The 22643-nt window shown below is 65.1% G+C and carries 16 protein-coding genes; 7 read left to right on the forward strand and 9 right to left on the reverse strand.

Annotated elements, in window-relative coordinates; translation table 11 throughout:
- The first annotated feature begins 10 nt into the window (after positions 1-10).
- From VGT77_RS04665 to VGT77_RS04675, 3 genes are all read left to right on the forward strand, one after another.
- Positions 11-955 carry an MvdC/MvdD family ATP grasp protein gene (locus VGT77_RS04665; protein WP_327460049.1) on the forward strand — a complete coding sequence of 315 codons (945 nt, stop codon included), beginning with the start codon at positions 11-13 and terminating at the stop codon, positions 953-955.
- Positions 952-2181 carry a hypothetical protein gene (locus VGT77_RS04670; RefSeq protein ID WP_327460051.1) on the forward strand — a complete coding sequence of 410 codons (1230 nt, stop codon included), beginning with the start codon at positions 952-954 and terminating at the stop codon, positions 2179-2181. The genes VGT77_RS04665 and VGT77_RS04670 overlap by 4 nt, the downstream gene beginning before the upstream one ends.
- Positions 2182-2540: 359 nt before the next feature.
- Positions 2541-3170: a hypothetical protein gene (locus VGT77_RS04675; protein ID WP_327460053.1), complete on the forward strand. Its 630-nt coding sequence runs from the start codon at positions 2541-2543 to the stop codon at positions 3168-3170.
- Between the two features lie 98 nt (positions 3171-3268).
- On the opposite strand, the gene VGT77_RS04680 is transcribed toward VGT77_RS04675, so the two are convergent.
- The 9 genes from VGT77_RS04680 to VGT77_RS04720 all read right to left on the reverse strand — a co-directional run bounded on the left by VGT77_RS04680 (position 3269) and on the right by VGT77_RS04720 (position 18047).
- On the reverse strand, positions 3269-3661 hold the full coding sequence (locus tag VGT77_RS04680; RefSeq protein WP_327460055.1) for a hypothetical protein: 393 nt from the start codon (positions 3659-3661) through the stop codon (positions 3269-3271).
- 96 nt (positions 3662-3757) lie between these two features.
- The gene (locus VGT77_RS04685; protein ID WP_327460057.1) at positions 3758-7072 is read right to left on the reverse strand and encodes a hypothetical protein; all 3315 of its coding nucleotides are present in this window, start codon (positions 7070-7072) and stop codon (positions 3758-3760) included.
- Positions 7069-7674, reverse strand: coding sequence for a hypothetical protein (locus VGT77_RS04690; RefSeq protein WP_327460059.1), 606 nt, complete (start codon positions 7672-7674; stop codon positions 7069-7071). The genes VGT77_RS04685 and VGT77_RS04690 overlap by 4 nt, the downstream gene beginning before the upstream one ends.
- A gap of 643 nt (positions 7675-8317) precedes the next feature.
- Positions 8318-8722 carry a hypothetical protein gene (locus tag VGT77_RS04695; RefSeq protein WP_327460061.1) on the reverse strand — a complete coding sequence of 135 codons (405 nt, stop codon included), beginning with the start codon at positions 8720-8722 and terminating at the stop codon, positions 8318-8320.
- Positions 8723-8725: 3 nt separating this feature from the next.
- Positions 8726-11308, reverse strand: coding sequence for a hypothetical protein (locus VGT77_RS04700; RefSeq protein ID WP_327460063.1), 2583 nt, complete (start codon positions 11306-11308; stop codon positions 8726-8728).
- 338 nt (positions 11309-11646) lie between these two features.
- Positions 11647-13104, reverse strand: coding sequence for a patatin-like phospholipase family protein (locus VGT77_RS04705; RefSeq protein ID WP_327460065.1), 1458 nt, complete (start codon positions 13102-13104; stop codon positions 11647-11649).
- A 306-nt stretch (positions 13105-13410) separates the two neighbouring features.
- On the reverse strand, positions 13411-14637 hold the full coding sequence (locus tag VGT77_RS04710; protein ID WP_327460066.1) for an aromatic amino acid transaminase: 1227 nt from the start codon (positions 14635-14637) through the stop codon (positions 13411-13413).
- Positions 14638-14671: 34 nt separating this feature from the next.
- Complete coding sequence (locus tag VGT77_RS04715) at positions 14672-15853, reverse strand: FAD-binding oxidoreductase (RefSeq protein ID WP_327460068.1); 1182 nt, start codon at positions 15851-15853, stop codon at positions 14672-14674.
- A 31-nt stretch (positions 15854-15884) separates the two neighbouring features.
- A complete protein-coding gene (locus VGT77_RS04720; protein WP_327460070.1) occupies positions 15885-18047 on the reverse strand; it encodes a TonB-dependent receptor in 2163 nt (720 codons plus the stop codon).
- Positions 18048-18255: 208 nt separating this feature from the next.
- Between VGT77_RS04720 and VGT77_RS04725 the strand changes: the two genes are divergently transcribed.
- The 4 genes from VGT77_RS04725 (at position 18256) to VGT77_RS04740 (ending at position 22643) form a co-directional block, all read left to right on the forward strand.
- On the forward strand, positions 18256-18852 hold the full coding sequence (locus VGT77_RS04725; RefSeq protein ID WP_327460072.1) for a helix-turn-helix domain-containing protein: 597 nt from the start codon (positions 18256-18258) through the stop codon (positions 18850-18852).
- An 80-nt stretch (positions 18853-18932) separates the two neighbouring features.
- On the forward strand, positions 18933-20891 hold the full coding sequence (locus VGT77_RS04730; RefSeq protein WP_327460074.1) for a serine hydrolase domain-containing protein: 1959 nt from the start codon (positions 18933-18935) through the stop codon (positions 20889-20891).
- Position 20892: 1 nt separating this feature from the next.
- Positions 20893-22299, forward strand: a complete 1407-nt coding sequence (locus VGT77_RS04735) for an MFS transporter (RefSeq protein ID WP_327460076.1) — start codon at positions 20893-20895, stop codon at positions 22297-22299.
- Complete coding sequence (locus tag VGT77_RS04740) at positions 22296-22643, forward strand: RidA family protein (RefSeq protein ID WP_327460078.1); 348 nt, start codon at positions 22296-22298, stop codon at positions 22641-22643. Before VGT77_RS04735 ends, VGT77_RS04740 begins: the two co-directional genes overlap by 4 nt.

Genomic DNA, 22643 nt, shown 5'->3' on the forward strand with positions numbered 1-22643 from the left:
CCGTGCGCCGATGATCCTGCTCGTCACGAACAAGCGCGACATCACTTCGGACTTCGTCGTGCTGGAACTCAAACGCCGGGGCGCGGACTTCGTCCGCCTGAACACGGAGGATCTACCCAGCGCCTCCGTCACGTTCACACCTGACCAGGGCTGGACGTTTCACCTGAGTGACGGCGTGGCGCTGCCGCTGAACTCAGTGCCGGCCGCATACTACAGGCGTCCAGGCGCCCCGCTACCGAGTGAGGACGCGGACGAGGCGACAACCGAGTATGTGTCAGCTGAGTGGTCGGCGGTGCTCAGGTCGCTCTGGAACGCGCTCGAAGGCCGCTGGCTGAGTTCCCCCTTCGCCATACTGCGCGCGGAGGACAAGCCAAGGCAGCTGAGCGCCGCCAGTGAGCTGGGGTTCCGCGTGCCCAGCACCTTGATCAGCAACGTCGTTGACGAGGTGATCCCCTTCAGCGAGCGGCGCGCCTGCATTGGAAAACCTCTGCGGACGAACCTCATCGGCAGCGACGAGGCGGGGAAGGTGATCTTCACCTCACGCCTGCGAGAGCTTCGCGGCGAGGACCCGAAGGCTATCCAGCTGGCGCCGATCATCATCCAGGAGGAGGTCCTCAAGCGGCGCGACCTGCGCGTGACGGTGGTGGGAAGCCAGGTGTTCGCCGCCGCCATTGAGTCACAGGAACAGCTTGAGACCAGTGTCGACTGGCGAAAGGGATCCCGCACGGACCTGGCGCACCATGCGGTCGAGCTTCCCGAGCACGAGGCGAATCTCTGCGTCGAGCTTACCAGGCACCTCGGTCTGCGGTTCGGCGCCATCGACCTGATCGAGGATGTCCACGGGCAGCTGTGGTTCCTCGAAATCAATCCGAACGGCCAATGGGCCTGGATCGAGCGGAGGACCGGACTACCGATCAGCAGCGCGATCGTCGACCTCCTGCTGGAGCGGCAATGAACTGGGCAGCGGTGAGGGAGTGGTTCCTGCCCACCCTCACCGAGCCCGACGCGGCGGCGGTGCGGACCGCCGCGGCGATGGAGGAGCGCGACCTCAGGGCGATCGACGATGCGGACTGGGCCCGGCAGGTTGACGTGGCTCTGGCGGAGGCCCGGAGGCTGGGAGAGGCCGAGACGGACCGCCGGAAGACGGCGGACACCCGGGCGGCCGCCTACCTCGCCGTCGGCGCAGCCTTCGTTCCTCTCGTCGTCAACATCCAGAACGCCATCTGGCAGGTGAAGGCCGGAGGCGCGCCGAAGCTGCTCAGCCAAGCGCTTCTCGCCATCGCCGTCCTCTATGTGGCCGGCGCGGGCCTCTGGGCCTTCCGGACGCTCCGGGTGTCGATCACCTACAGGGTGGATGTGGGCGACCTGACGAGGTCCTGGTCCGGGCGCAAGGATCCGAGGCCGGCCCTCGTCCGTCAGATCCTCAGAGCCTCGCGGCGGAACAGGGATGGCGTCAACGAGAAGGTGACGGGCATCCGCATGGCCCATGCCTTCCTTCTGCGTTCGTTCATGACGTTCGCGCTGCTCCTGCTCGTCAACGCCGGTTGGGCCGTCACGGGCTGGGTGGTCGACCAGTTCCCCATAGGAAAGCAGCAAGCAGCAGTCTGGTGGCGCGAAGCCGCTAATTCCGAAGAGGCGCTTGCGCTGATCCGCAGCCTCGCGGCCCAGGTCAGCAGCGAGCCCTCCGACGCGAAGCTGGCCAATCAGCTTTGCAGATCAACGAACAGACGAGAGCCAGAAATCATCAAAGTGCCGATCACCCGTCCGGCGGCGAAAATGACTGTCGGCATCCAGAAGCTGCTGAAGCATGTTCCGGGGGAAAGGATCGTGCACCGCAGGTGGACGATCTCCTGCGGTAGCCGGAATGTGCTCACTACCGACGGCTGGCACATACCCGGCCGTGGCAGTCCGGCAACGAAGAACACCAGAATGGGACCTCTTGCGACAGGCCATCGCGAACTCCAGACCATCGCGTCGAAGCGGGTCTCGTCGAAAACGGAGTTGAGCCAAGTTCGATCGGAAGTCAGCCCGATCATCCAGGCCTGGATGCTGGTCCTGAACGAGGAGAAGATGCCTGTCGCGGTGGTGCGCAGGACGGTCCGAGCCAGCGCTCTTGAGACAAGGCACCACAGGACCGGCTCAGGTGCCCACAAGGCCCCAAAGCCGAGCCCTCCGCTTTGACTGCCTGATCACCCTCTCTCGGCCGCGCACATGAGGGCGATAGCAAGGCCACGTCCCCATTCTCGCTACTAGTCGACATCGGACCCGACTCTCGCCGCTCGGCGCCTTCGTCAGCCGAGCTGCCATTGCACACGCTCAGGAGACTTGAAGCTGCTGGTCAGCGGTGTCCCTGCCTTCAGCGCGGTTCCACCCCACCGATTACCGCAAGCCATGCCAGTTCCGCCGCGGGTTCACATGGCCGCTTGCTGATCCAGGCTTGCCGCGACCCCGCGCCGGCCACTCACCGTTCCAGATCCATAACGTTAAGGAGATCAGCTGATGACGCAGACATGCATGAATCCAGAAGAAGGATCGCAGTCGTGACCTCCGGGCTGCTCGGCTGCACATGGGCGTTCGGCGCAGCCGTAGGCAACCAGGCGCTGGACACGATGGCCGCGGGGACTGGTGTTCCTGCCCGGGCGGGAGCAATCGTGACAGCTGCCGTGCGGGGTGCCTCAGTCATGCTCACGTCGCCCCAACTCGAGGCAGTCATCGCGCCGATGAGCGTTGGCCTCCTAGGCGGCTACATACTCGGCGTCGTGCTAAGCACAGCGGGTTATGCGTGGGATGCGCGCAGCCTGGAGCGGGCGGGCGGACCCTCGCTCAGCCGGCTGAGACGGGAAGTGCGCGCTATGGAGCGCGTCATCTGCAGAGCTGCGCTGAAGCCTTTGCACCGCGACCTTCATGTACGGACGAGCCGCATCGCGGCGGAGCTGAATGAAAGGCACGGGCTTCCAAGAATGCCCGTCTGCTGGTTCGAAAGCGCGTCAGGTCTGAGGCATGCCGCCGAATACCTGCGCCTCATCCACCCGCACCTGCGACCTGAAGGACTTGAACTGGCGAAGACCCTCGCCTCCTCCTACGTCCACGAAATCGCGCAAGTGCCGTCGGTAGCAAGCCCTCCTTCGATCCGAGAGGAGACTCGACAGCTGGAGCAGGCGATAGGCTGAAGCATGGCCCTGTCGCCGATGCTCGGGCCCCAGGGTATGCAGAATGTCGGGGAGCCGAGGCTCCAGGTGCCGTTGACCGGACCGAGCATGTAGACTCCTCAGCGTGGCGGAGCCTGGCTGCAGGCGCCCGGACCCGCCCAACGGTCCGGCAGCGAGGTCGGCATCAAACCGCTGATCTCCACCGGCAGCTGCCGCTTCGAGCCGCCCTGCACGGCAACGTAGAGCCGAAGCGGGACGGCGCATGGGCGTGGCCCGGCACCCGAGCGGAAGATGCCGGTGGGGAGGACCATGACCTCGCCCGGCTGCAGCGAGTGCGGCGGTCCCGAATAAAGCGTGGCAGTGGGCAGGTTGAGGGCGACGCCGGTGATCGTCGTGGCTCGCAGCCCCTTGTTCAGCAGCACGACGACGACATCCTCTTCAGACGCGCTCGTCTCCCGCCGGTCTTCCGAACCGCTGTCCCGCTTTGAGGACTGCGTCGCGGGGTACGTCATGTACCAGGATGCGGCGAGCTGGTGCCTCGGGGCACAGGCGCCCGCAAGCATCAGGAGGATGAGTGCCACAGCCCCGCGGCGTGCGTCGGCCATGAGTCAGTTTCCTCTCACGTTGCGCCGCGGACCGGCGTCCCGAACCTGCTGCGCAAGGATGCCGAGCTGTCGGTCAATATTCTTCAGAGAGTTGTCGAGCTTGTCGTCCCGCCCCCCGAGAAATTGGCGCAGTTCATCAAGCTCTTTGATCATGCCGGGCAGAAGATCGGGCTCGCGGCTCTCCGCATACCGGTCGAAGCTCGCGCGCAGGGCGATGAGCTGCGTGGCAGCGGTGGGGTCCTGCCTCAGCGGCATGCTGTCGATCAGCGCATTCAGCCGATCGATAGCCTCGCCGAGGCGCGCATCGGTGTCCGCCTTGCCAGACCCGCCCGCCGTATCGTTCGGCGGCACGGCAGCGCCGGGGGCCCCGACCGCCTCATTCCTGACGCTCGCGGGCGGATCCTGCGGAACGGACTGCCCACCAGCGAGGCCACTCCCGATCCCGCTCGCGAGACCCACCGTTCCCAAGGCCGCGACTGCGCCCGCCATCAACCGTCCGGTGCCCACGCGGGCGGCGGTCGTCGCGAGGAGATCTCCGGTCGGAGCCGGGCCGGAGGCGCCGGCCGGCGGCGGAGGGGGCGGGGGCGTTGAAACGGCATCCGGTTTCCTGAAGCTGACGCCGAACCATTCCTTTCCGAACCATTCGAAGTCGTCGCTGCTGATCGGCATCAGTGCTCCCGGCACCCACGTCTTCGGCGGCGGCCCCGTTGGCGGGTCTCCAGTCTGCTGCTGCTCCTCCTGCGGCGGGATCGGATCCATGCGCCGCGCCTGTCGCGGTGCGCCTGCCGTTTCAGTGGAGAACGCGAGCTCGGCAATGGTCGCGCCAAGCCTGAAGTAGCTCTCCCACTGGGCCTCGTCGAAGAACTGATCGCCCGTGGTCTGCTGGGGGAAGTCCGGGTTCGCCCGATTGTAGTCCAGCAGGTCGACCATCTCGAGCCCGCTGAGCCGCGGCTTCAGGAGGATGAGCGTGCCCAGATAAGGCTCTCCTGCTACGCGGATCCGGCCGATAGCCGCATACGGTCCACGGCTACTCCTCTCCCTCGACAGCCGAACGAGCTCGCTCAGCTCGCCGAAGATAGGCCTCGATGGAGAGTCAGCGCCCAGAAGATCGTCCAGCCGCCCGGCAGGCAGGAAGTCGAGGTCCGCGCCAAAGTCCACCCGGAGCTTACGGGTCAGGTTCACGACGTCGCCAAAGTCATAGTCAGGATCGGCGCCGTTGTCGCACGCGACGATCAGGGGCACGCGCCGCCGGACAAGCTCGTAGATGCCCGTGTTCTCGAAGTGGCCGCCATCGGTGAGGTACCAGCGACGGCCGAAGATGCCGGTGAACCGGGCGAGGAACTCGGCCGCCAGATAGCGCTGCACCCATTCCCGCGGGTCGAGCAGTCGGAGCCCCCGCCGGCCCGGCGGCGTCCACCACACACCGAGCCGGAGATTGGAGAGGCCAGCCAACAGGGACACGCCGAGCGAAGTGTTCTGTCCCAGGCCCGTCGACATGGCGGCACCCGAGATCGCGATCCAGTTCGAAAGCGGAAGCTCGGCACCCGAGGAGCCGCCATTCCGCCCGGGCGCGTCGAACGTCATGCGGTTCCTTGCGCGTTCGACCGTGGGGATCAGGTAGCCGGCGCTCGAGATCGTCATCGGGCGCCCCTTCCTGTCCCGCTGCACGACGGATGACCCTTCCCCCTCGGTCTCGTTGATCGTAACGTTGATGAGGTGCAGCGGCGCGCCGCTTGCTGGACGGTAGTATTCGGCCAGTTGGACGTCGTCACCCGGCACCTCCCGGTCCGCTGCCACGCCGCCCGCGATCCGGTCCGGGTTGCTGGCGCCGAGGTAGGCTCGGCGCAGGCGACCTGAGTAGAACGCGCTGAACGAGGAGAGGTTGAGGAAGCCGATCGACAGGCCGATGCCGCACGCAACGAGCAGGAATACGGCCGCCAGCGCCCAGACGGACGCAAGTGACCAGATGTCCTCATCCGGCGCCCGCAGGAGGTTTGGCTCGCCACCGATCGCACCTCCACGCCAGGCCAGATACTCGGCCAGCACAGCCCAGAATGACGCCAGTGCCAGAGCCACCAGGATAGCAACGGCGAGCGCCAGGATGCGCCCGAATTTCCGTAGCAGGTCTCCCATCGGACCTGCACCCTGAACCCAAGCGACCACACGACGAATGACAGGGATCAGCGCGAGCACGATCGTCGCGCCCGTGAGCGGTGCCACTATGCCCGGCCGGTCCTCCTGAAGGTAAAGCGAGTAGATGGACTGCCCCGCCGTATCGATAGCTGCGAGAACAGACAGGGCGATCGAAAATGCGATAGAGGCTGATGTCCATCGTGTGAGCAGGTTGCGCACGCGATCCTCCTGTTCCCGCCGCTCCGCAAGGGTCGGGGAAGGCACGTCCGAGCCAGCCACCCTTTCGCCGGTAGCCGCGCGCCACTCGGCAGCCAGGTAGGAGAGCACCGCTGCGACCGCCAGACCGCCGATGAACCTGACCGCCGTTCTCAGGTCCCCGTCAGCTATCGGAACCAGAGAGATGGCGGCGATGCCCAATGCACCTATGCCGCTCGGGCCGAGTAGCCGGACCGGGCGGTACAAGGGCACAGTATCGTAGCGCGCGAGCCAGTAACCCCAGCCGGTCGCAGCTGCGATCAGCACGCCGATCGCGGGAACGATCCAGAGTGCGCTGAGCATCAGGTAGTCGCCCAGTGGGTAGCCCCTCAACCACTCCAGTGGAGACCACCACGGACTCCAGCCCCGATCAGCCAGCCAGGCCTCGACGCCGTTCACAGCGGTCCAGCGCAGAAGAGACGCCTGGACAGCTTTCAATGTCAGCAGGAATGCGAGCAGGGTCAGGCCGATAACCAGCTGGATCGCGAGCCAGCCGCGAACAGCGGTCGTAGCGAGCCGGACTGCGTCCCCCGCCCCGTTCGGAAGAAGGTAGCGGCCATTGTTCCTGAGGTGGCGTACCGCGGCCTCGCCGACGCTAGTGCCAAGCGGGTCGTCAAGGTCCGGGGGAGGTGCGTCCGGCCGGCCGGACGTGGAGGTGATGAGCCGTCCGTAGAAGGCGCCAGTGTAGCCGCCTCCCGACACGGTAGACATGTAGTCGAACCAGCGGAGGAGACCCAGTCGGCTCAGGCTCTTCAGCACGCCCAGGGAGATGGTCGCCGACCGGATTCCTCCGCCGGAGAGCGCAAGGCCCACCGCCGGCGCGTTCGACGGGATGTGCGCGGCGGAACGTCGCTCACGCACATATGCCAGCTCGTCGCGCTCGATCTCCGCGCCGTCGTCTCCCCACTCGCCCAGTCGGGTCTGGATCATGGCCGAACCTCCAGCTCCAGCGCGTCGACCCTGATCGTGGCCGACCCGTCTTTCCTGCAGCGCACCGCCGCCGCAACGTCGACGAGAACCCCCTCCGCCGCGACTACAGTCGCCGCCGGCAGGTCAATGTGGAGCCGCCGCCCGGCCGTTGAAGCCTGGGTAGACCGGCTGGTCGCCCGCCTGCGAACGCCGAAGCCGAAGAGCTCTACCGCACCATCGCTCCAGCCCGACTTGATGATTGACCAGGTCACGGTCACCCGGGTGACCCTACCACCGAGCGCTCCCGGCTGCTCCAGCGGGATCTGCACCGCCACCTTCCGGGGCCCTTCGCCGCACCTTGAGCGCAACACCACGCCAGCGGGATAAAGCACCACCTTCTCCCCAACGACCTTCCAATCCTGGTCCTGCTTGAGCTCCGCTCCGGTTGCGAGCAGCCGCGCACGGGTCACATTGTAGCCCCTCAAGCGGACAGAACCCTTGAGCTGCTCCACGCTCTGCCCCCGCAGCGCTGTCGCTGCCTTATCCTCCTTCTTCGGGACAGTGGCGCCGCCGCCAGGCGCGGCCGAGAGTAGCAGCACACCCATGATGCTGCCGGGGATCATGGCAGCACCTCCCCCTCATATGTCGTTCGCCGCTGCGCGGTGGCGGACGCAGAGCGGAAGTCGGCACGCACGGCACGATATCGATCAGGCCCGAAGCATCGGTGGTGCACCCGACGGCGCCGCGCTGTACGGGACCGGTCCGAACACAGCGAACTGGGCGGGTATATGCCGCGACTCGAACAACCGGACAGCCACATCAGCTCGAGCTCCCCCTGACAGGGTTTCGACACTCACGTGCAGCCAGGCGGGGGGCAAGTGCAGAAAGACCCAATCCGGGTCAAATCCCCCTTCCCCGTCTCTGGCCATCAAGATCCAGATCAGCCGGAGCGTCGCGTCTCCCCTCGACAGACCCTGTTCCGCCTGAGGATCCCGGCCCAACCCGGTAGTACTGGAAGTTCGTTGCGCAGCCGGTGGTGCGGGCCTGCTCCCCTTACAAAACGATCGTCCGACGACATCTCCATCCTTCAGGTGCTGGAACTGCTCATCCCGAACCTGTGGAGGAATGCTCTTCGAAGACGCCTCAACTGATGGATTTAGGAAATCAGCGCGCCCCTTGGTCCACGCCCCGCCGGAGTGTCGAAGGTCCCGCGGTACTGCGCGTCGCCCCGAGGCGGTCGCAAAAACCCTTCAGAGCGCCTTGAGGCTAGATGACGAAGCCGTTGTCCCGGAGGAGTGTGACCGTGACGAGCCCCTGCCCGGATGCGGCACCTGTCCGGACCGCGGCGAGCCGCGGGCGAATTGCCTCCGGAGTGTCGCTGCCGTTGCTGAGTGCCTTCACGACGTAGGCGCCGAGAACCTTCTTCGCGCCCCACCCGAACCTGTTCCCGTCGGAGGCCGCAATGCTGAAGATCGCGTCGACGTCGGCGGCCGACTGCACGTGCTCGCAGATACCGTCGCCGTTTTCGTCCCAGAACTGTACCCGCGCTCCTGACATGATCCGGTGGAAACGCTGGTGATCGAAGACCGCGAGAACCCGCCCGGCCTTGTCCACGATCTCCCAGAACTGACCCTCTACGTCACTTGCCCATCCGCGGCCCGTCGTCGACATGGATCAGTCCCCTCCCTTCTTCCTGATGCGCGCCATCCTGCTGCCCACCAGCTTACCCGGCTCGCCCTCTTTTCCCTTCTCGAAGAACTCCAGAGCCACATTGTCGGATGGCGGAATGGCGCCGGTGTCATCCTCGTCGAAACGCACGGACAGGGACTTGCCTCCCTGGGCGACTGTCACGTCGCCCGCCTGGTTGTGGAGCTTGACAGACTCGACCTTGCCAAGGTTCGTTCCAGTCACGTCTATCGTGAATTTGGAAGGAACGACGAAGTCGAGCGGCGGAGAGACCGTGCTGATGGTGACGGAATCGGCAGCCGCTGCTGCCGCAGCCTTAGCCGGCTTGCATCCGTCCCCCGACGGCTCCGGAATGTACTGGAAGTCCGACGTCGTGCGACTGCCGAGTGGGGTGAGCACGTGGAGTGCAAGCTCCTGATTGCCCTTGGGCAGCGGCGCAATGGGTGGCACTGTCACAAGGATCGCATCCATGTCGGGCGCGATCTTGACCGCATCTCCGCTGAGGAGTTGTCCGAGCACCAAGACCTTCTCCGCACGCCACAGGTTCTGGCCTGTGATCAGCAGCGTGGAGCTAGCGCATGCACTAACGGGCCCGCCCCTGACGGACGTGATCTTGACCCCTCGCCTGTTCCCTTCCAGGAGAAACTGGGTGATTGCCTCTTCCGGATCCCGGGAGAGCGGTACCTTGATCCGGCGCGGCTCTCCGGAGAGTCGTCCGCCGGCGAGCAGATTAGGCGACGGAGCCCAGACGCTTGTTATCTCCAGGTCCAGCTCCGACCACCATCCCGGCACCGAGAGATCAACGGCCAGGTCATAGGGCTTCAGCAGCTGATCCATCGCAACCCGGCCGCGCGGGTCCAGCGTGGCACGGGGGCCAAGAACCCAGCCAAAAACCCCATCGCCAGCAGTCGAGTAGCCGACGACCGAAGGCACCCTCTCCAGCGCGGCCGCGCGTCCGGCGGCCTGGCGGGAGTAACCCGCGGCAGCCTCGCCCGCGACCCCTGAACCCGGTGCGGAACCGGCGATTGCGGCTGCGAGGGCGAGTCCGCTCGCCGATCTCGCAACTGTGGAGACCTGCTGCACCTGCTCCCGCGGGCCCACCTCGTAAATCCTGATGTCGTCGCCGCCGAAATCTGTCGCCTCCACACCGGCCCAACGCCTAGTAACAGGATCGCCGTCGTAGCGCCCGACCACGCCTGAGCACTCAGGTCGCGAGCGGAGGCGCGCAAGGAGCTGGGAACGGAAGCCCGCAGCCTGGTCGGCTCGCGCAAGCAGGTCATCACCGGACCAGCTGATCCCGAACTTCCCGGAGATCCTGCGGGCGAGCTGCAGGTAGGAGGCCGCCAGCTCCCTGTCGTACGCGGCCTCGAGCGCGTAGGCGATTCTACCCGAGGCTATCCTGACCTGCGGGTCCGCGCTGCTGCCTGGGCCACAGAGCTCAGCCTCCAGCGCCGCGACGCGCGCCTGATCAGCCGACGAGAGCTGGTCGAGCCCGAACTGGACGTGGCCATCGACTCCGGCATCGCCGAGCCGGGCGCGCCTGAGCACGAGAGAAGGATCCTGAGACCTACCATCCGGCCCGAGGGTGACAGGAAGCAGCAGATCGATCCCGCCGATCTCCACGACGCTGAAGAACTCGTCGCTGCTGCGTCCTGCAAGCCGGCCGCCAATGCGTCTGCCGTCAGCCGAGCGGAACTGAGGAGACATGTTCACATGATCGAGCCAGGCCAGAAGCTGCGCCTGAGTCGGCCGCTGCTGCTGCGGCAGCACCCGCATCTGCACGGCGCCGAGAGAGCGCGGGAAGGCAGGATCCGGTATCACGCTCGCCTGGAAGTTGAGGCGTATCAGCCTCGCATCACCGCTGTCGTGAAGATCGTCCAGCCTCGCTGCGTTCCGGGCGCTCTTGAGCATCTCCCTGTAGGCAGTCCGGTCCCGGAAGTCGTCGAACGGGCTGGCCTTCGTCGTCGTGACGTTCGCCGGTCTACCCTCCGCGTCGAGCCGCGACGTCAGACTGCCCATGAGCTTCTCGACGGCAGCGCTGAGTTCGGCGACAGAGGCTGCAGTGACGCCCCCGCTGGCCTGCCCCGGCCCGCCGTCGCCGATCGTCCCCAGCCCTGCATTGGACGGCGAGGTCTGCGCCGGAAGGGCCGCCCTGAACAGCTCGGCATCACGCCGTAGCTGCTCAAGCTGCAGCTGCAGCTTGAGCAAATCGATCTCCTGCTGGACGTCCCCGGTCTCCCGCGCTCGGCGATAGTTCAGCGCGGCTGCTGGATCGAACCTGAGGCCCAAGGAAGCCGAGAAGGCGGTGATCTGTTCCAGTTCACGGACGAGGTCAGGCGTGAACGGAATGGACTCGCTGGCGGATATGAGTCGGTCGATCCAAGCCACGTCCGCCGCACGCTCGTTGATGAGCGCCTCTCGCGTATACAGCTTGGGATCGGAAAGTGTGATCGTTCCCCGCGCGTCAGCCGAAGCCGAGTCGTACCTGGCAACCTGATTGAACGTGTGGCCACACCCGGAAACGGCTGAGGCGGAAAGCAGGATCCCGAACGCCGAACCGAAACTTCGCATCACCACCCCCGTTGATGTCCGGCATACGCCGATGCGACGACCGTATAAGGCATTTCCGGCCTCGCTCCGGCAGGAGATGGAACCGATCTGGGGCTATTCCGCACCACGATCGTGAGGGTACGTTGGCAACAGGCGATAACAGTGGACTGACCAACGCACCCTGGCTCTGGGGCGTGATAGCAGAACGGGACTACAGCGACGTTTGCCGGCCACACCGGAACAGCTACAGGCCCTAAGGGGTCGGCGATCAGGCAGTGAGCACCTCGCCTTCCAGGCGCTGACCCGCGCTGGACCGCGATTCCGGCGACGCGAACGTCCCGCGAGACAGAGCCAGCACCTTAATCCAGGAGGGTCAGCAACCGGGCCCTGTTCATCCTCACGCTGAGCTGCCCCAGCTGAAACAACACGTCGAACATGTCGCGATCAAAGCCGTAGGTCGTCTTCGCCAGAGTGCCGGTCCGGTAGAAGTTTTCTGACAAGCAGTCCCCGCCAAGGCGTTTCAGGTCATCGAGGCTGCGGGCGACATCCGCGTCCCGAGGCACCTTTCTCACCTTCGCCTTGTGGTAGCCGGGATCGACATAGCAGTTGACGTTGTGGGCGGCGTAGAAAACGAGCTTGCCCAGCCCCCTCAGATCCTCCTCCCGCGCGATGTTGAATCCTGCAACGCTCAGGAAATCCAGCAACACGATCCGATCCACTCCGACCGCCTTGAACATCGGACCATGCAGGCGTTCGAAGCTTGCATCCTGGTTCGCAAAGACCCCGTTCGCCGCCGTCGTGGTCAAGAAGCTCCTTTTCCGGGCTCCAGAGCTTACGGACTCCAGTTCGGTTGAAGTAGCCGAGTTCACCAGGATGAGCGCGCGGCGACGAAGCTGGGTGCCGCTGAAACTCGACATCAGCTCGAAGGCCGTTTTGTAGCCGATGTTGTCATAGAGGCCCCCGTCGGCGATCCGAAGGTGATCCAGCTGACCACCTCGGCGGGACGTGTGGCAGAAGGACGGCACGGCCTCGGGCCTGCCATCACCACACAGCCTCGTGCTCGCAAATGCGTGGTAGAAGCCCGGGACGGTTCCACTGGCTGAGGCCGCGAAGGCGAGCGAGACCTGCGAGACGCTGTCTATCGCCGGTTCCCACTGGTCCCCACAGGTGCCGAAGCGGCTGACGCGGTAGTGCTGGATGAAGGCGTCGCTGAAGACGAAGGGCGAGTGCGATGGCAACAGGGACGCATTCATGAACGCCCTGGGGAGCTTGCGTCCCACCTCGCCAGAGTAGATCTCCCCCATCGTTTTCGCACCGACCACGCGCACCAGAGCATCGCGCCAGCACGTCACGCGGCCCGAGCTGGCCGATACGAACGAACTCGCCAGCACAGGTGCGCGATCGACGAGGCGATACTCGCCGCCGACTGCCTCTGACCGGTCAGCGAGATAGGCCGCGACGGCCCAGCTTCCACCTGAATTCGATGAGATGAAGTCCAGCGCCTCGAGGAGGTCGGTCCCGTCGGATGTCCGAACGGTCTGCAGCTCGGCCAGCACTCCGAGGGTGAAAGCGGTAGCCCGCGCGCCGCCACCCGACGCAGAAAGCCCGATCAGCCTGCCATCGGCACCCACGTCCTTCCCGCTGATCCCGTCGCCCAGCTCAGCCTCAATGGCAGGCCCGCCGCGCAGGAAGCGTAGCGCTTCACGATCATGCACCACTGTGCTCGTCGGCCATGGAACTGACTTCAGCCCGAGCTGCGCGCAGCCTCCCGCCATAATCAGCATCAGCGCGGCCGCGAGCCTGATCTGGAGCGACATTCCCCCCCCCCCTGGTTGCGCATCCAGGCTATAGTGATGCGGTCACGGGTCAATGGGAACACGACGTGCACGCCACGGCCTTTCGCTGGCCCCGGAACGCCCACAACGAAGTGGACGGACGATCACCTGACCAACAAGGTGTGATTGGTTGGCCGGCGAAGCCCAGGCACTCCACTGATGGCGTGAGTTGCGTGGAAGATGGCCTCGCATGGTGAACATTGGACCCTACTCTGCGCTACACTCGACCGTACGCCCTCGATCCCATCGTCAGCCGCAAAGATGATGCGCTGTCAGCGAGACTTCCGCTCAGGTGTATCCTGGAAGGTGCGGTCGCAGCGCGGCTGTAAACTGCTCGAGGTTCGACGGATTGAGGCCAGAGACGTTCACGCGACCGGACAGCGGCATGTACACCCCGTGGCTCTTCCGCATGTCGAGTACCGCATTTTCCGAAAGCGAAAGGACCGAGAACAGGCCCTCTTGCGCCCCGACCTGCGCCAGAACGGGAAGAGCCCTCGCGAGCGACTTGCGAATACTCGCCAGCCTCCTCGCCATGGTGTCCAGTTCCGTCCGCCAGATCCTGGTCAGCTTCTCCGAGCTGAGGATCGTACGCACTACGGCGGCGCCGTGGTCTGGAGGCATGGACCAGAGACCGCCAGCCAGTGCACAGAGGCTTGATCGAGCCCGACGAGCCAGTTCCTGCCGCGGCGCCACCGCGAACAAGGCACCCGTCCGTTCACGGTAGAGCCCGAAGTTCTTGTCGCAGGAATAGGCCACCAGGGCCTCGCCGCACTCCTCGAGCAGGATCTCCACTCCCTCGCGATCTGTCTCCAACCCTCGACCGAGGCCCTGGTAGGCAAAATCCATCAAGGGGAGGAGACCTTTGGAGCTCAGCACCGCGGAGAGCCGGCGCCAATACTCCGGGCTGCAGACCGCGCCGGTCGGATTGTGACATCCGCCCTGGATCAGCACCACGTCCCCCGGCGAGGCCCTCGAGAGCTCAGACATCGCTCGATCTTCAACGAGCCGCTGCTCGGCGAGGGAGTAGTGCGGGAAGGTGCGAACCCGAAGCCCAGCGCCGTGCAGGATGTTCTTGTAGTTTGGCCAGGCCGGCTCCCCCACCCAGACTGAACGACTTCTGCCAACCGCAGCCACGAGGTCTGCGGCGAGACGGAGGGCGCCCGTACCACCCGGTGTCTGAACGCCGACAACGCTGTCCCGTCTCGCAAAGCGTTCGCCGAAAACCACGTGCTGCAGCGCATCAAGGTATTCCTCGTCGCCGGCTGGGCCGAGATACGCCTTGGTCGCCTGAGTCTCCATCAGCCAGCTCTCCGCAGCCTTGACCGCGAGCATGACCGGTGCGCGCCCCGCATCATCCCGGTAAACGCCCACCCCGACATCGATCTTCTGGTCCCGCACGTCCTGCCGGAAGTCATTGATCAGTGAGAGCAGCTGGTCCGGGACAGGGTCGGCGAGCCCGCAGAACAGCCCGGCCCCACCGTCGTCCTTCGCGGAGCCCAAGAGGCGGTCGCTCACACCTCGTGCAGCATTCGCGGTTGAGGATCTGGTATCAGGATGCAGCAGACATCACTCCTGGCGGTGCTTCCGCACCACTTACCGGCTGATGTCCGGGTACGAGCCGGGAGGGCGAGACGGATGCGGCGTCAAAACCGAGCCCACGCAGTGGTTCCGGACACGCCTCGCGGTGAATCAGGGAGGCCGCAAGCGCGGCGACAGCCGGGGCGGTCTGGATACCAAATCCCCCGAGACAGGCGCACCAGTGGAAGTCCATGAGCTCAGGATCCGGTCCAATTACCGGCAGTCTGTCGGGAGCGAACACGCGAAGCCCGGCCCACTTGTGTATCACACGCCTGACCGTCTCCGTCGTGATCTCCTCGTATCGGTACACGGCAGTAGCAACGTCGATCTCCTCCGGGTGAGCATCGCAGGGCTCGCTCGGTGTCTCGTCCGCAGGGGAAAGAAGCACGTGCCCGGCGTCGGGCTTGAAGTAGATCGTCTCATCGACATCCACCACGAAGGGCCACCCCGATACGTCTATGCCCGCGGGCGCGGGGACCAGCGCGGCGGTGCGACGCAGGGCGGAGAGACCGATCGGCCGCGCCCCAGCCATCCCGGCCAGCTCGTCCGCCCACGCTCCCGCCGCATTGACTACCTTACCCGCGATGATTCGCCGGCCTCCAGCGGCGATGCGCCAGACCGCTTCTGAGCGTTCCAATGCCTCCACCCTGCAGCCCAGGATCACCGAGCCGCCGCGTTCCCTTAGAAGCCGAAGATAGCCCTGCTGGACCGCATCGACGTCGATATCGCGGGCGGTCTCCTCATAGAGCGCGAAGGCCACGGCCTTGCGCCGCAGAACCGGCACGAGTTCCAAGGCCTCGGAAGGGGCGATTGCCCGCACGCCTGGCTCGCCGGACTGCGCCAGCAGCGCGCCCTTCCGATCGTCCCGTGCGATGAAGAGACAGCCTCGCTGTCGAAGAAGAGGCGCCTCCGAAAAGCCTACAGGCGGTGACTCGAGGAACGCTCTGCTCGCCTCCGTCAGCACGCGCACGGGTCCGGCGCCATAGTTGGAGACGAACACGGCTGCGGAGCGGCCGGTGGTGTGCGCTCCCAGCGAAGCTTCGGCCTCCAGCAGGACTACGCTACTATGACCGGCAATCTCGGCGGCGACGGCCGTACCGACCATTCCGCCACCGATGACGGCCACGTCAACGACCAAGGGTGCTGCTAGCATCGATTGTCATCCAAGGTGAGCATCAGGCTGCCTAGAAGCGGATCGCCAGGTCAGCGCCCCAGTAGGAACCACGGCTGACGGCGATTGTCTCGATGAGCCCGGGAAGCGCCACGTTGTGCTGAATGGTAAACTTCCGGTCCAGGACGTTCCTGCCGAAGATGCCAAGCTCCCACCGGCCGTCAGGGCTACCCACGGACGCCCTCAAGTTGACCAGATCGTATCCGCCGACCGCCGTGTCGGGCGTGTTGGCCGGGTCGCTGAAGGATCCGCTTCGGCGCTGATGCTCGAGCCGCACCCCCGCCGCCAGTCCGGCTACAGGTACATCAAGGTCCAGCGCAGTTGTTGATGTGAAGCGGGGAAGAGGGACGCGATTTCCGGCGAGCTGCTCCGTGCCCTGGAGGAAGTCCTTGTACTCGGCATCGATGTAGGTGAGCGCGTTGCTGAGCCGAACGCCCCTGACTGGACGAATAACGAGGTCACTCTCGATCCCCCGCCCGCGGATACTGCTCTCGTAGAGCTGGAGCACTGTGTTGACGAGAGCGCGGGAGATCAGATTGCTGTAATCGTAGGTGAAGCCCGCGACGTTGAAGGTGACCCGGTTCTGCAGGAATGCCGTCTTCGCCCCAACCTCGTAGCTCCAGACCTTCTCCGGGGAGAAGCTGGATTCGGTCGGACGACCAGGGTCGAAGCCGCCGGTCTTGTAGCCCTTGGTCACGCTGGCATAGAGAAGGACGTGGTCGGCTGGCTTCCAATCCAGAGCCACGCGGGGAGCCCATCCGGAAAAGCTCCTGCGCCTCCTGACGGGTCCGTCGGTTGGCGTGTAGACGCCGTCACGAAGGACCGCACGCAGCGGTCCGAGCAGCCGGTTCGTGTCCACGACCTGATCCACGCGATCGTGCGTGTACCGGAGGCCGAGCGTCAGACGTAGACCGCCGACGATGGCGTAGGTTGCCTCGCCGAACGCCGCGTAGCTGTCGACATTCTCCCGTCCCCGACGGGTCTGGCTTTCGCGGAGGGAAGATGGCACCGGCGCGCCGAACAGCCGGAGCAGATCGCCCCCGGCGGTTATCGTCACGTCCTCCCGCTCCTTCTCCCGATAGTAGCTCGCGCCCAGCAGCCATGTCAGCGGGGCGTCCCCCACTGAAGCCAGCCTGACCTCCTGCGAGAACTGCTCGAGGTCGACTGCGATGCGCTGCGAGACGAGATTGAGCGTCGTGTAGTCCGCCTCCGCGGCATAGAAGGAATCGTCGCTGCGATACGCCGTGATCGCGGTGAGTGTCGCCGCTCCCAGGTCAAGTGTCGCGCGGCCCGAAAGGCTTCTCGCGCGGACCAGATTGTCGCCGAAGGTATCGTACGCCACGTCACCCTTCGGGTCGGTCGTGGCATGGCCCGGCAGCGGGAGGACGTTGGTCAGCGCCGCACCCGGCCCGGTGAGACGGCCGTACTCTCCTATCACGTCGAAGCGCAGCGCCGGCGAGGCGTCCCAGGCGACCGACGCGCGAAGGTTACGCGTGCTCTCGTATCCGACCTCCCGCCCGGTCGTGAGTTCCTTGACCCGACCCGATCCATCCGTGATCTGCCCCGCGAGCCTGAAGCCCAGCGTGCCCTCGATCAGCGGAGCGCCTGCGGCGGCCTCGAGCCTACTCTCGCCATAGCCCACCGTCTGCGCATTGAGCTGCACCTCGGGCTGGGTCAGACTCGGCCGCCTCGTGACTACAGCAATCGCGCCGCCGATCGTGTTCCGACCATAGAGGGTGCCCTGCGGTCCCTTCGCGATCTCCACCCGCTCGATGTCGAACAGGCTGAGGTTCGCGATCCTGGGATGTCCTATGTACACGTCGTCCAGGAACACCGCGACCGAAGGGTTGGCGCCTAGCGTGGGATCGTTCGAGCCGATGCCCCGGATCGCGAAGAACCCCTGGCGCAGTCCCGGTGTGTCCGAAGATGGAAGCACCCCCGGAATGTAGACGGAAACGTCGCTTAGATTACGGATCTGGTTCTCTCGCGCAAAGTCCTGCGACACCACACCGACCGAGATCGGAACGTCCTGCAGGCGCTCCGAGCCGCGCCTCTGAGCCGTCACCACGATATCCTCTTCCGGAACTGCTCCTCGGTCCGGTTGAGCACCACTGCCGCCTGCTGTCTGGGCCAGAGCGGAAGTCGCCATCATCCCCGCAGCCGCGAACAAAGCCATTCCGGCAACCTGCCGGACCTGATCGGCCTTACCTCTTCCCATAATTCCTCTCCTCCCTATGAGGATGAGAGGTAGTCAGACTGTGTCATATCGTCAAATTATGTTTCACTTATTCAACTTCGGTCAGCGAGAAGCGCAGATCGAATATGCTGGAAAACTCAAGTCGCGTCCTGTTAGGCCAAGGCGCCAACCACCCGGGGGAGCCACATTGTCACAACTTGCAGCACGACTACGCGCCCTCCGTGAACGCGCAGGCCTGACCTTGGCGCAGGTGGCGAGCCAGTCGGGACTCTCGACCTCGATGCTATCGAAGGTGGAGAACGGGCGGACGCAGCTTACCTATGACAAGATCGTGCAGCTCGCGAGGGGGTTGGAAGTCGACATCTCGGAGCTGTTCTCGTCAAGTCAGGAGCGCATGCTACCGGGCCGGCGTGTCATCAACAGGGCTGACCGAGCGGACTGCGTATCAACTGCAAACTATGATTACTACCTTCTCAGCTCCGGACTGTCCAAGAAGCAGCTCATTCCGATTTTCGCGATCAACAAGTCTTTCGACATTGCCGACTTTCCAGAAATGATCTCCCACTCTGGAGAGGAGTTTACGTACGTGATCTCCGGGCAGGTCCGGTTCTACTCGGAAGCCTACGAACCCGTGACGCTCGGGCCAGGGGACTCGGTGCACTTCGACTCCTCCATGCGGCACGCCTACGTCTCTGCGGGCGACGAGCCAGCCCGGGTGATCTCGGTGTGCTCAAATGCTTCGCTGCTGGAGGAGATACCCGCGCTCAAGGACAGTATCTCGTAAGTGAGTGGGTCGTTTTCATATATTGCCTACTGTTTCATATAGTGACATGACCCTGGCCGCTACCGGGCGGAGGGTTATCGATGCTGAAGAAGGCTTTCCTGGCCGCCGCGCTCTGCGCGGCATCCATCAGCGGAGCACAGGCGCCTGCGAGCCACGAGGGTCCGGCGCAGCCTCACAGGCAATCGCCTGGTTCAGCTAAAGGTGTCATGCCGCTGGAAACTGGGGATCTCGAGGCGTTTCTGGATGGTCTCATTCCAACCCAGCTGGCTGCCAACTCCATTCCCGGTGCCGTGGTCGTCGTCGTCCGCGGTTCCGAGGTGCTACTGGCGAAGGGCTATGGGTACCAAGACGCTGCAGACCGCATCCCCGTTTCTCCGGAGCGCACTCTGTTCCGGGTCGGGTCTATCTCCAAGACAGTCACCGCGCTGGCCGTCATGCAGCTGGTGGAGAAGGGCAGGCTTGACCTGGATGCGGAGGTCGGAGCGCATCTCGACGTCCCGCTGAAGCTGGAGAAGGGGCCAATCACCCTTCGCCAGCTCCTGACGCACACTGCTGGATTCGAGGACACCCTAAAGAACCTGATCCTGGTGAGACCCGGTGACATGCCAGGCTCACTCAGGGCCCGGCTCCAGTCATTTCAGCCGAGGCAGGTCTTCAAGCCCGGCACGACGCCATCCTACTCCAACTACGGTCTGAGCGTCGCTGGACATCTGGTGGAGATCGCTTCCGGCGAGAGGTTCGACCGTTACGTTGAAGGACACCTGTTCCGCCCTTTGGGAATGCACAGGTCAAGCTTCGGGCAGCCGCTGCCGCCGCACCTCGCTCGCGATGCGGCGGTGGCGAGGGGGGCGGGAGGAGCTGCGCTCCCCTATGAACTAATCCCGGACGTTCCGGCAGGCGCCATGGCGGCGACAGGGGCGGACATGGCGAAGTACATGAGTTCGCTCCTCGCCATCGCAGGAGGAGAGCGCACAGGGGTGGTTGAGGCAGATACCATGGCCTCAATGCTTTCCAGGCAGCGGGTCAACCACCCTGCACTGAATGCACTCGGGCTCACCTTCTTCGAGGAGAGTTCCCGTCCACACCGCATCTTCGGCCACTCCGGAGCGACGGCGAGCTTCGCCACCCAGATGAGCCTCATCCTTGACGCCGACGTGGGTTTCTATGTGGCCTATTCGGGCCATGGGCGCGGCTACCCGCCCGCCGCGCTCGCCACGGAGCGCTTTCTAGAGCGGTACTTCCCCTCGAAACCTGCGGGCGCCCTCGCCAGATACCGGGCAGACCCGGCGGCTGAGGAGCGACTGCTCGGCCTCTACACCTCCACGCGGCTGAACCATACCGGACGACTGAAGCCGCTGCTACCGATCATGGGTCAGGTGGAAGTGCGACGTAATCCAGATGGCACCCTGAGCATGGACGTGGAGAGGAAGAGCGACGGGTCGCTGCGCCGCTTCCGTGCGATCGGCCCCGGCCTGTACGAGGAGGTCGGAGGGACGAACCGGCTCGCGTTTGTGGACGACCGCTCGGGCCGAACGACCATGTATACCGACGTGGCGGCCATGGCCTTCCAGAAGACACGTCCGCTCGAGGGTCGATGGCTCAACCTCGCGCTGCTGGGATTCGCCCTGCCCGTGCTGACCTGCGCGACCATCAGTGGCGCGCTCGCCCTGGCTGGTCGGAGAAGGCAACCAGCGGACCCATCGCCCCGCGGCCTGAGCCGCTTTCCAGTCAGATCGGCGGCCGCACTGAACCTCCTGCTGCTCGTGCTATGCGGATGGCTCCTCTCGAGGCTTTCGGACCTGGCCGGCCTGGCGCTCTTCTCCTCCAGGAATGACCTGATTGCAGTGGCCATCGGGGTTGCCGGGATCCTCGCGGTGTTCCTGTCGATCGTCGGCGCCACTGCCGTGGGGCTGCGATGGCGCCGCAGCGAGACGCGCATCGTCGAGCGGGTCGGCGCGACATTGACGGCGCTTGCGTGCCTGATTTCGGCCTGGCTGCTCTCCTTCTGGAACGTCGCGTCCATATCCGTGAGCTACTGAGATGCCTGAGCGGCAGAAGCAGGTCTCAGACGCATCATCTGGTCATGGCTACCCAAGCGCCCGTGCGGCCTGGACGGCACTGGCGCTGCTGGTGGCCTCCGTCCTGCTCGCCTACGTCGATCGTCAGGCGCTCGCCGTCCTGGTTCAGCCTATTCGCGCCTCACTCGGCCTGAGCGATACAGAGATCGGCCTGCTCCAAGGTCCTGCCTTCGCGCTTGTGTACGCACTCGCCGCCCTGCCGCTAGGGCTCGCTGTGGACAGGTACAGCCGGCGCAACCTCATCATCCTGGGGATGGGAGTTTGGGCCACCTCGACGGCACTGTGCGGCGCAGCAGACGGATTCTGGACCCTCTTCCTCGCTCGTGCCGGCGTGGGACTGGGTGAGGCATGCCTGATCCCTGCCGTGTTCTCACTCATCCCGGACCTTTTCCCGCCCGAAAAGCGTGCTTCCGCCTACGGCATCTACATGGCGACCGTGGTTCCGGGGGTGAGCCTCTCGCTTTCACTCGCAGGATCGGTACTGGCTTGGGTGGATCAGGCAGCCGCGGCTCAGCCTTGGCGAGTTGTGTTCTTGGCGGTCAGCGTCCCCGCGCCGCTTCTCATGCTGGGGCTCCTGCTCGTTCGGGAGCCTGCGCGATCAGCCGATGCAGGCGTCGTTGCTTCAGCAAGCGTTTCGCCTGAGCCGATCGTCCGCCTGGGCTCGTTCGCACGTGCCAACTGGCGCCTTCTCGCAGCGGTTGGCGTGGGCGGGTCCATGGCGAGCGTCGCGTTCAGCACGTGGCTCCAGTGGCTGCCCACCCTCCTGTCCCGGGCCTATGCGATGCCGCCAGCCAGAGGAGCGCTCGCCGGAGGCCTAGTCGCGGCACTGTCGAGCGTAGCGGGCGGAGTGCTGGCTGCGCGGTTTTCGAGGCGTCTCCGCCATGAAGGGCTGCTGCATGCGGAAGCACGCGCCGCGGTGGCGCCCCTCGCCTTCGCGTTCATCATCGCGCTTGCGGCATTCGGGACCAGTTCCGCGGGGACGACGCTTGGAGTCATGGCGCTTCAGGTGGTCGGGCCAGTGATCGCTCTGACGCTGTGGCCTGTCCTGATCGCCGCCTCGACGCCGAATCGACTGCGAGGGCGCTGCACCGCCTTCATGAAGTTGACAGAGTACCTGCTGCTCAGTCTCTCCGCCGTAGCTGTGGGCGCGCTTTCCGACCACGTCTTCAACGAGCCGGCCAATTTCCGCACCGCCGTCTTCCTCATGGTGGCATCAGCCACGGCCGTTTCGCTCCTCTGCTTCCGGAGCATTCCGAGGCTGCTGGCTAGGGACCCGACGGCAATCCGGCCCGTAGACACAGCTGCTCCACCCGGGACGAGGCCCAAGGCACCCGCCATCGGAGACCATACCAGGAAGCTAGGAGCATGAAGTCAGTTCCGTCATTCTCATCGACCCGCGAGGCCGGCAACCTCGTCTTCGTGTCGGGCCAGATCGCGTTCAACGCCGATGGAGTAGTGGATGGCGGCGTCGCGGAGCAGACGCAGCGCTGCATCGATGGTCTCGAAGTCGCGCTGCGTCCACTTGAGCTCGACCTGGCGGACATCGTCAAAACCACGGTCTTCCTCACCGACCCGGCAGACTTCGCCGAGTTCGATCAGGCATACCGATCAAGGTTCCCGTCCAACCCGCCGGTCAGATCCACGGTGGTCGCGTCTCTGGTTATTCCCGGAGCGCGGGTCGAGATCGATTGCGTCGCTCACCTGAGAGACTGA

This window comes from Sphingomonas sp., from assembly GCF_035944535.1.
In the GTDB taxonomy this organism is placed as follows: Bacteria; Pseudomonadota; Alphaproteobacteria; order Sphingomonadales; family Sphingomonadaceae; genus Sphingomonas_B.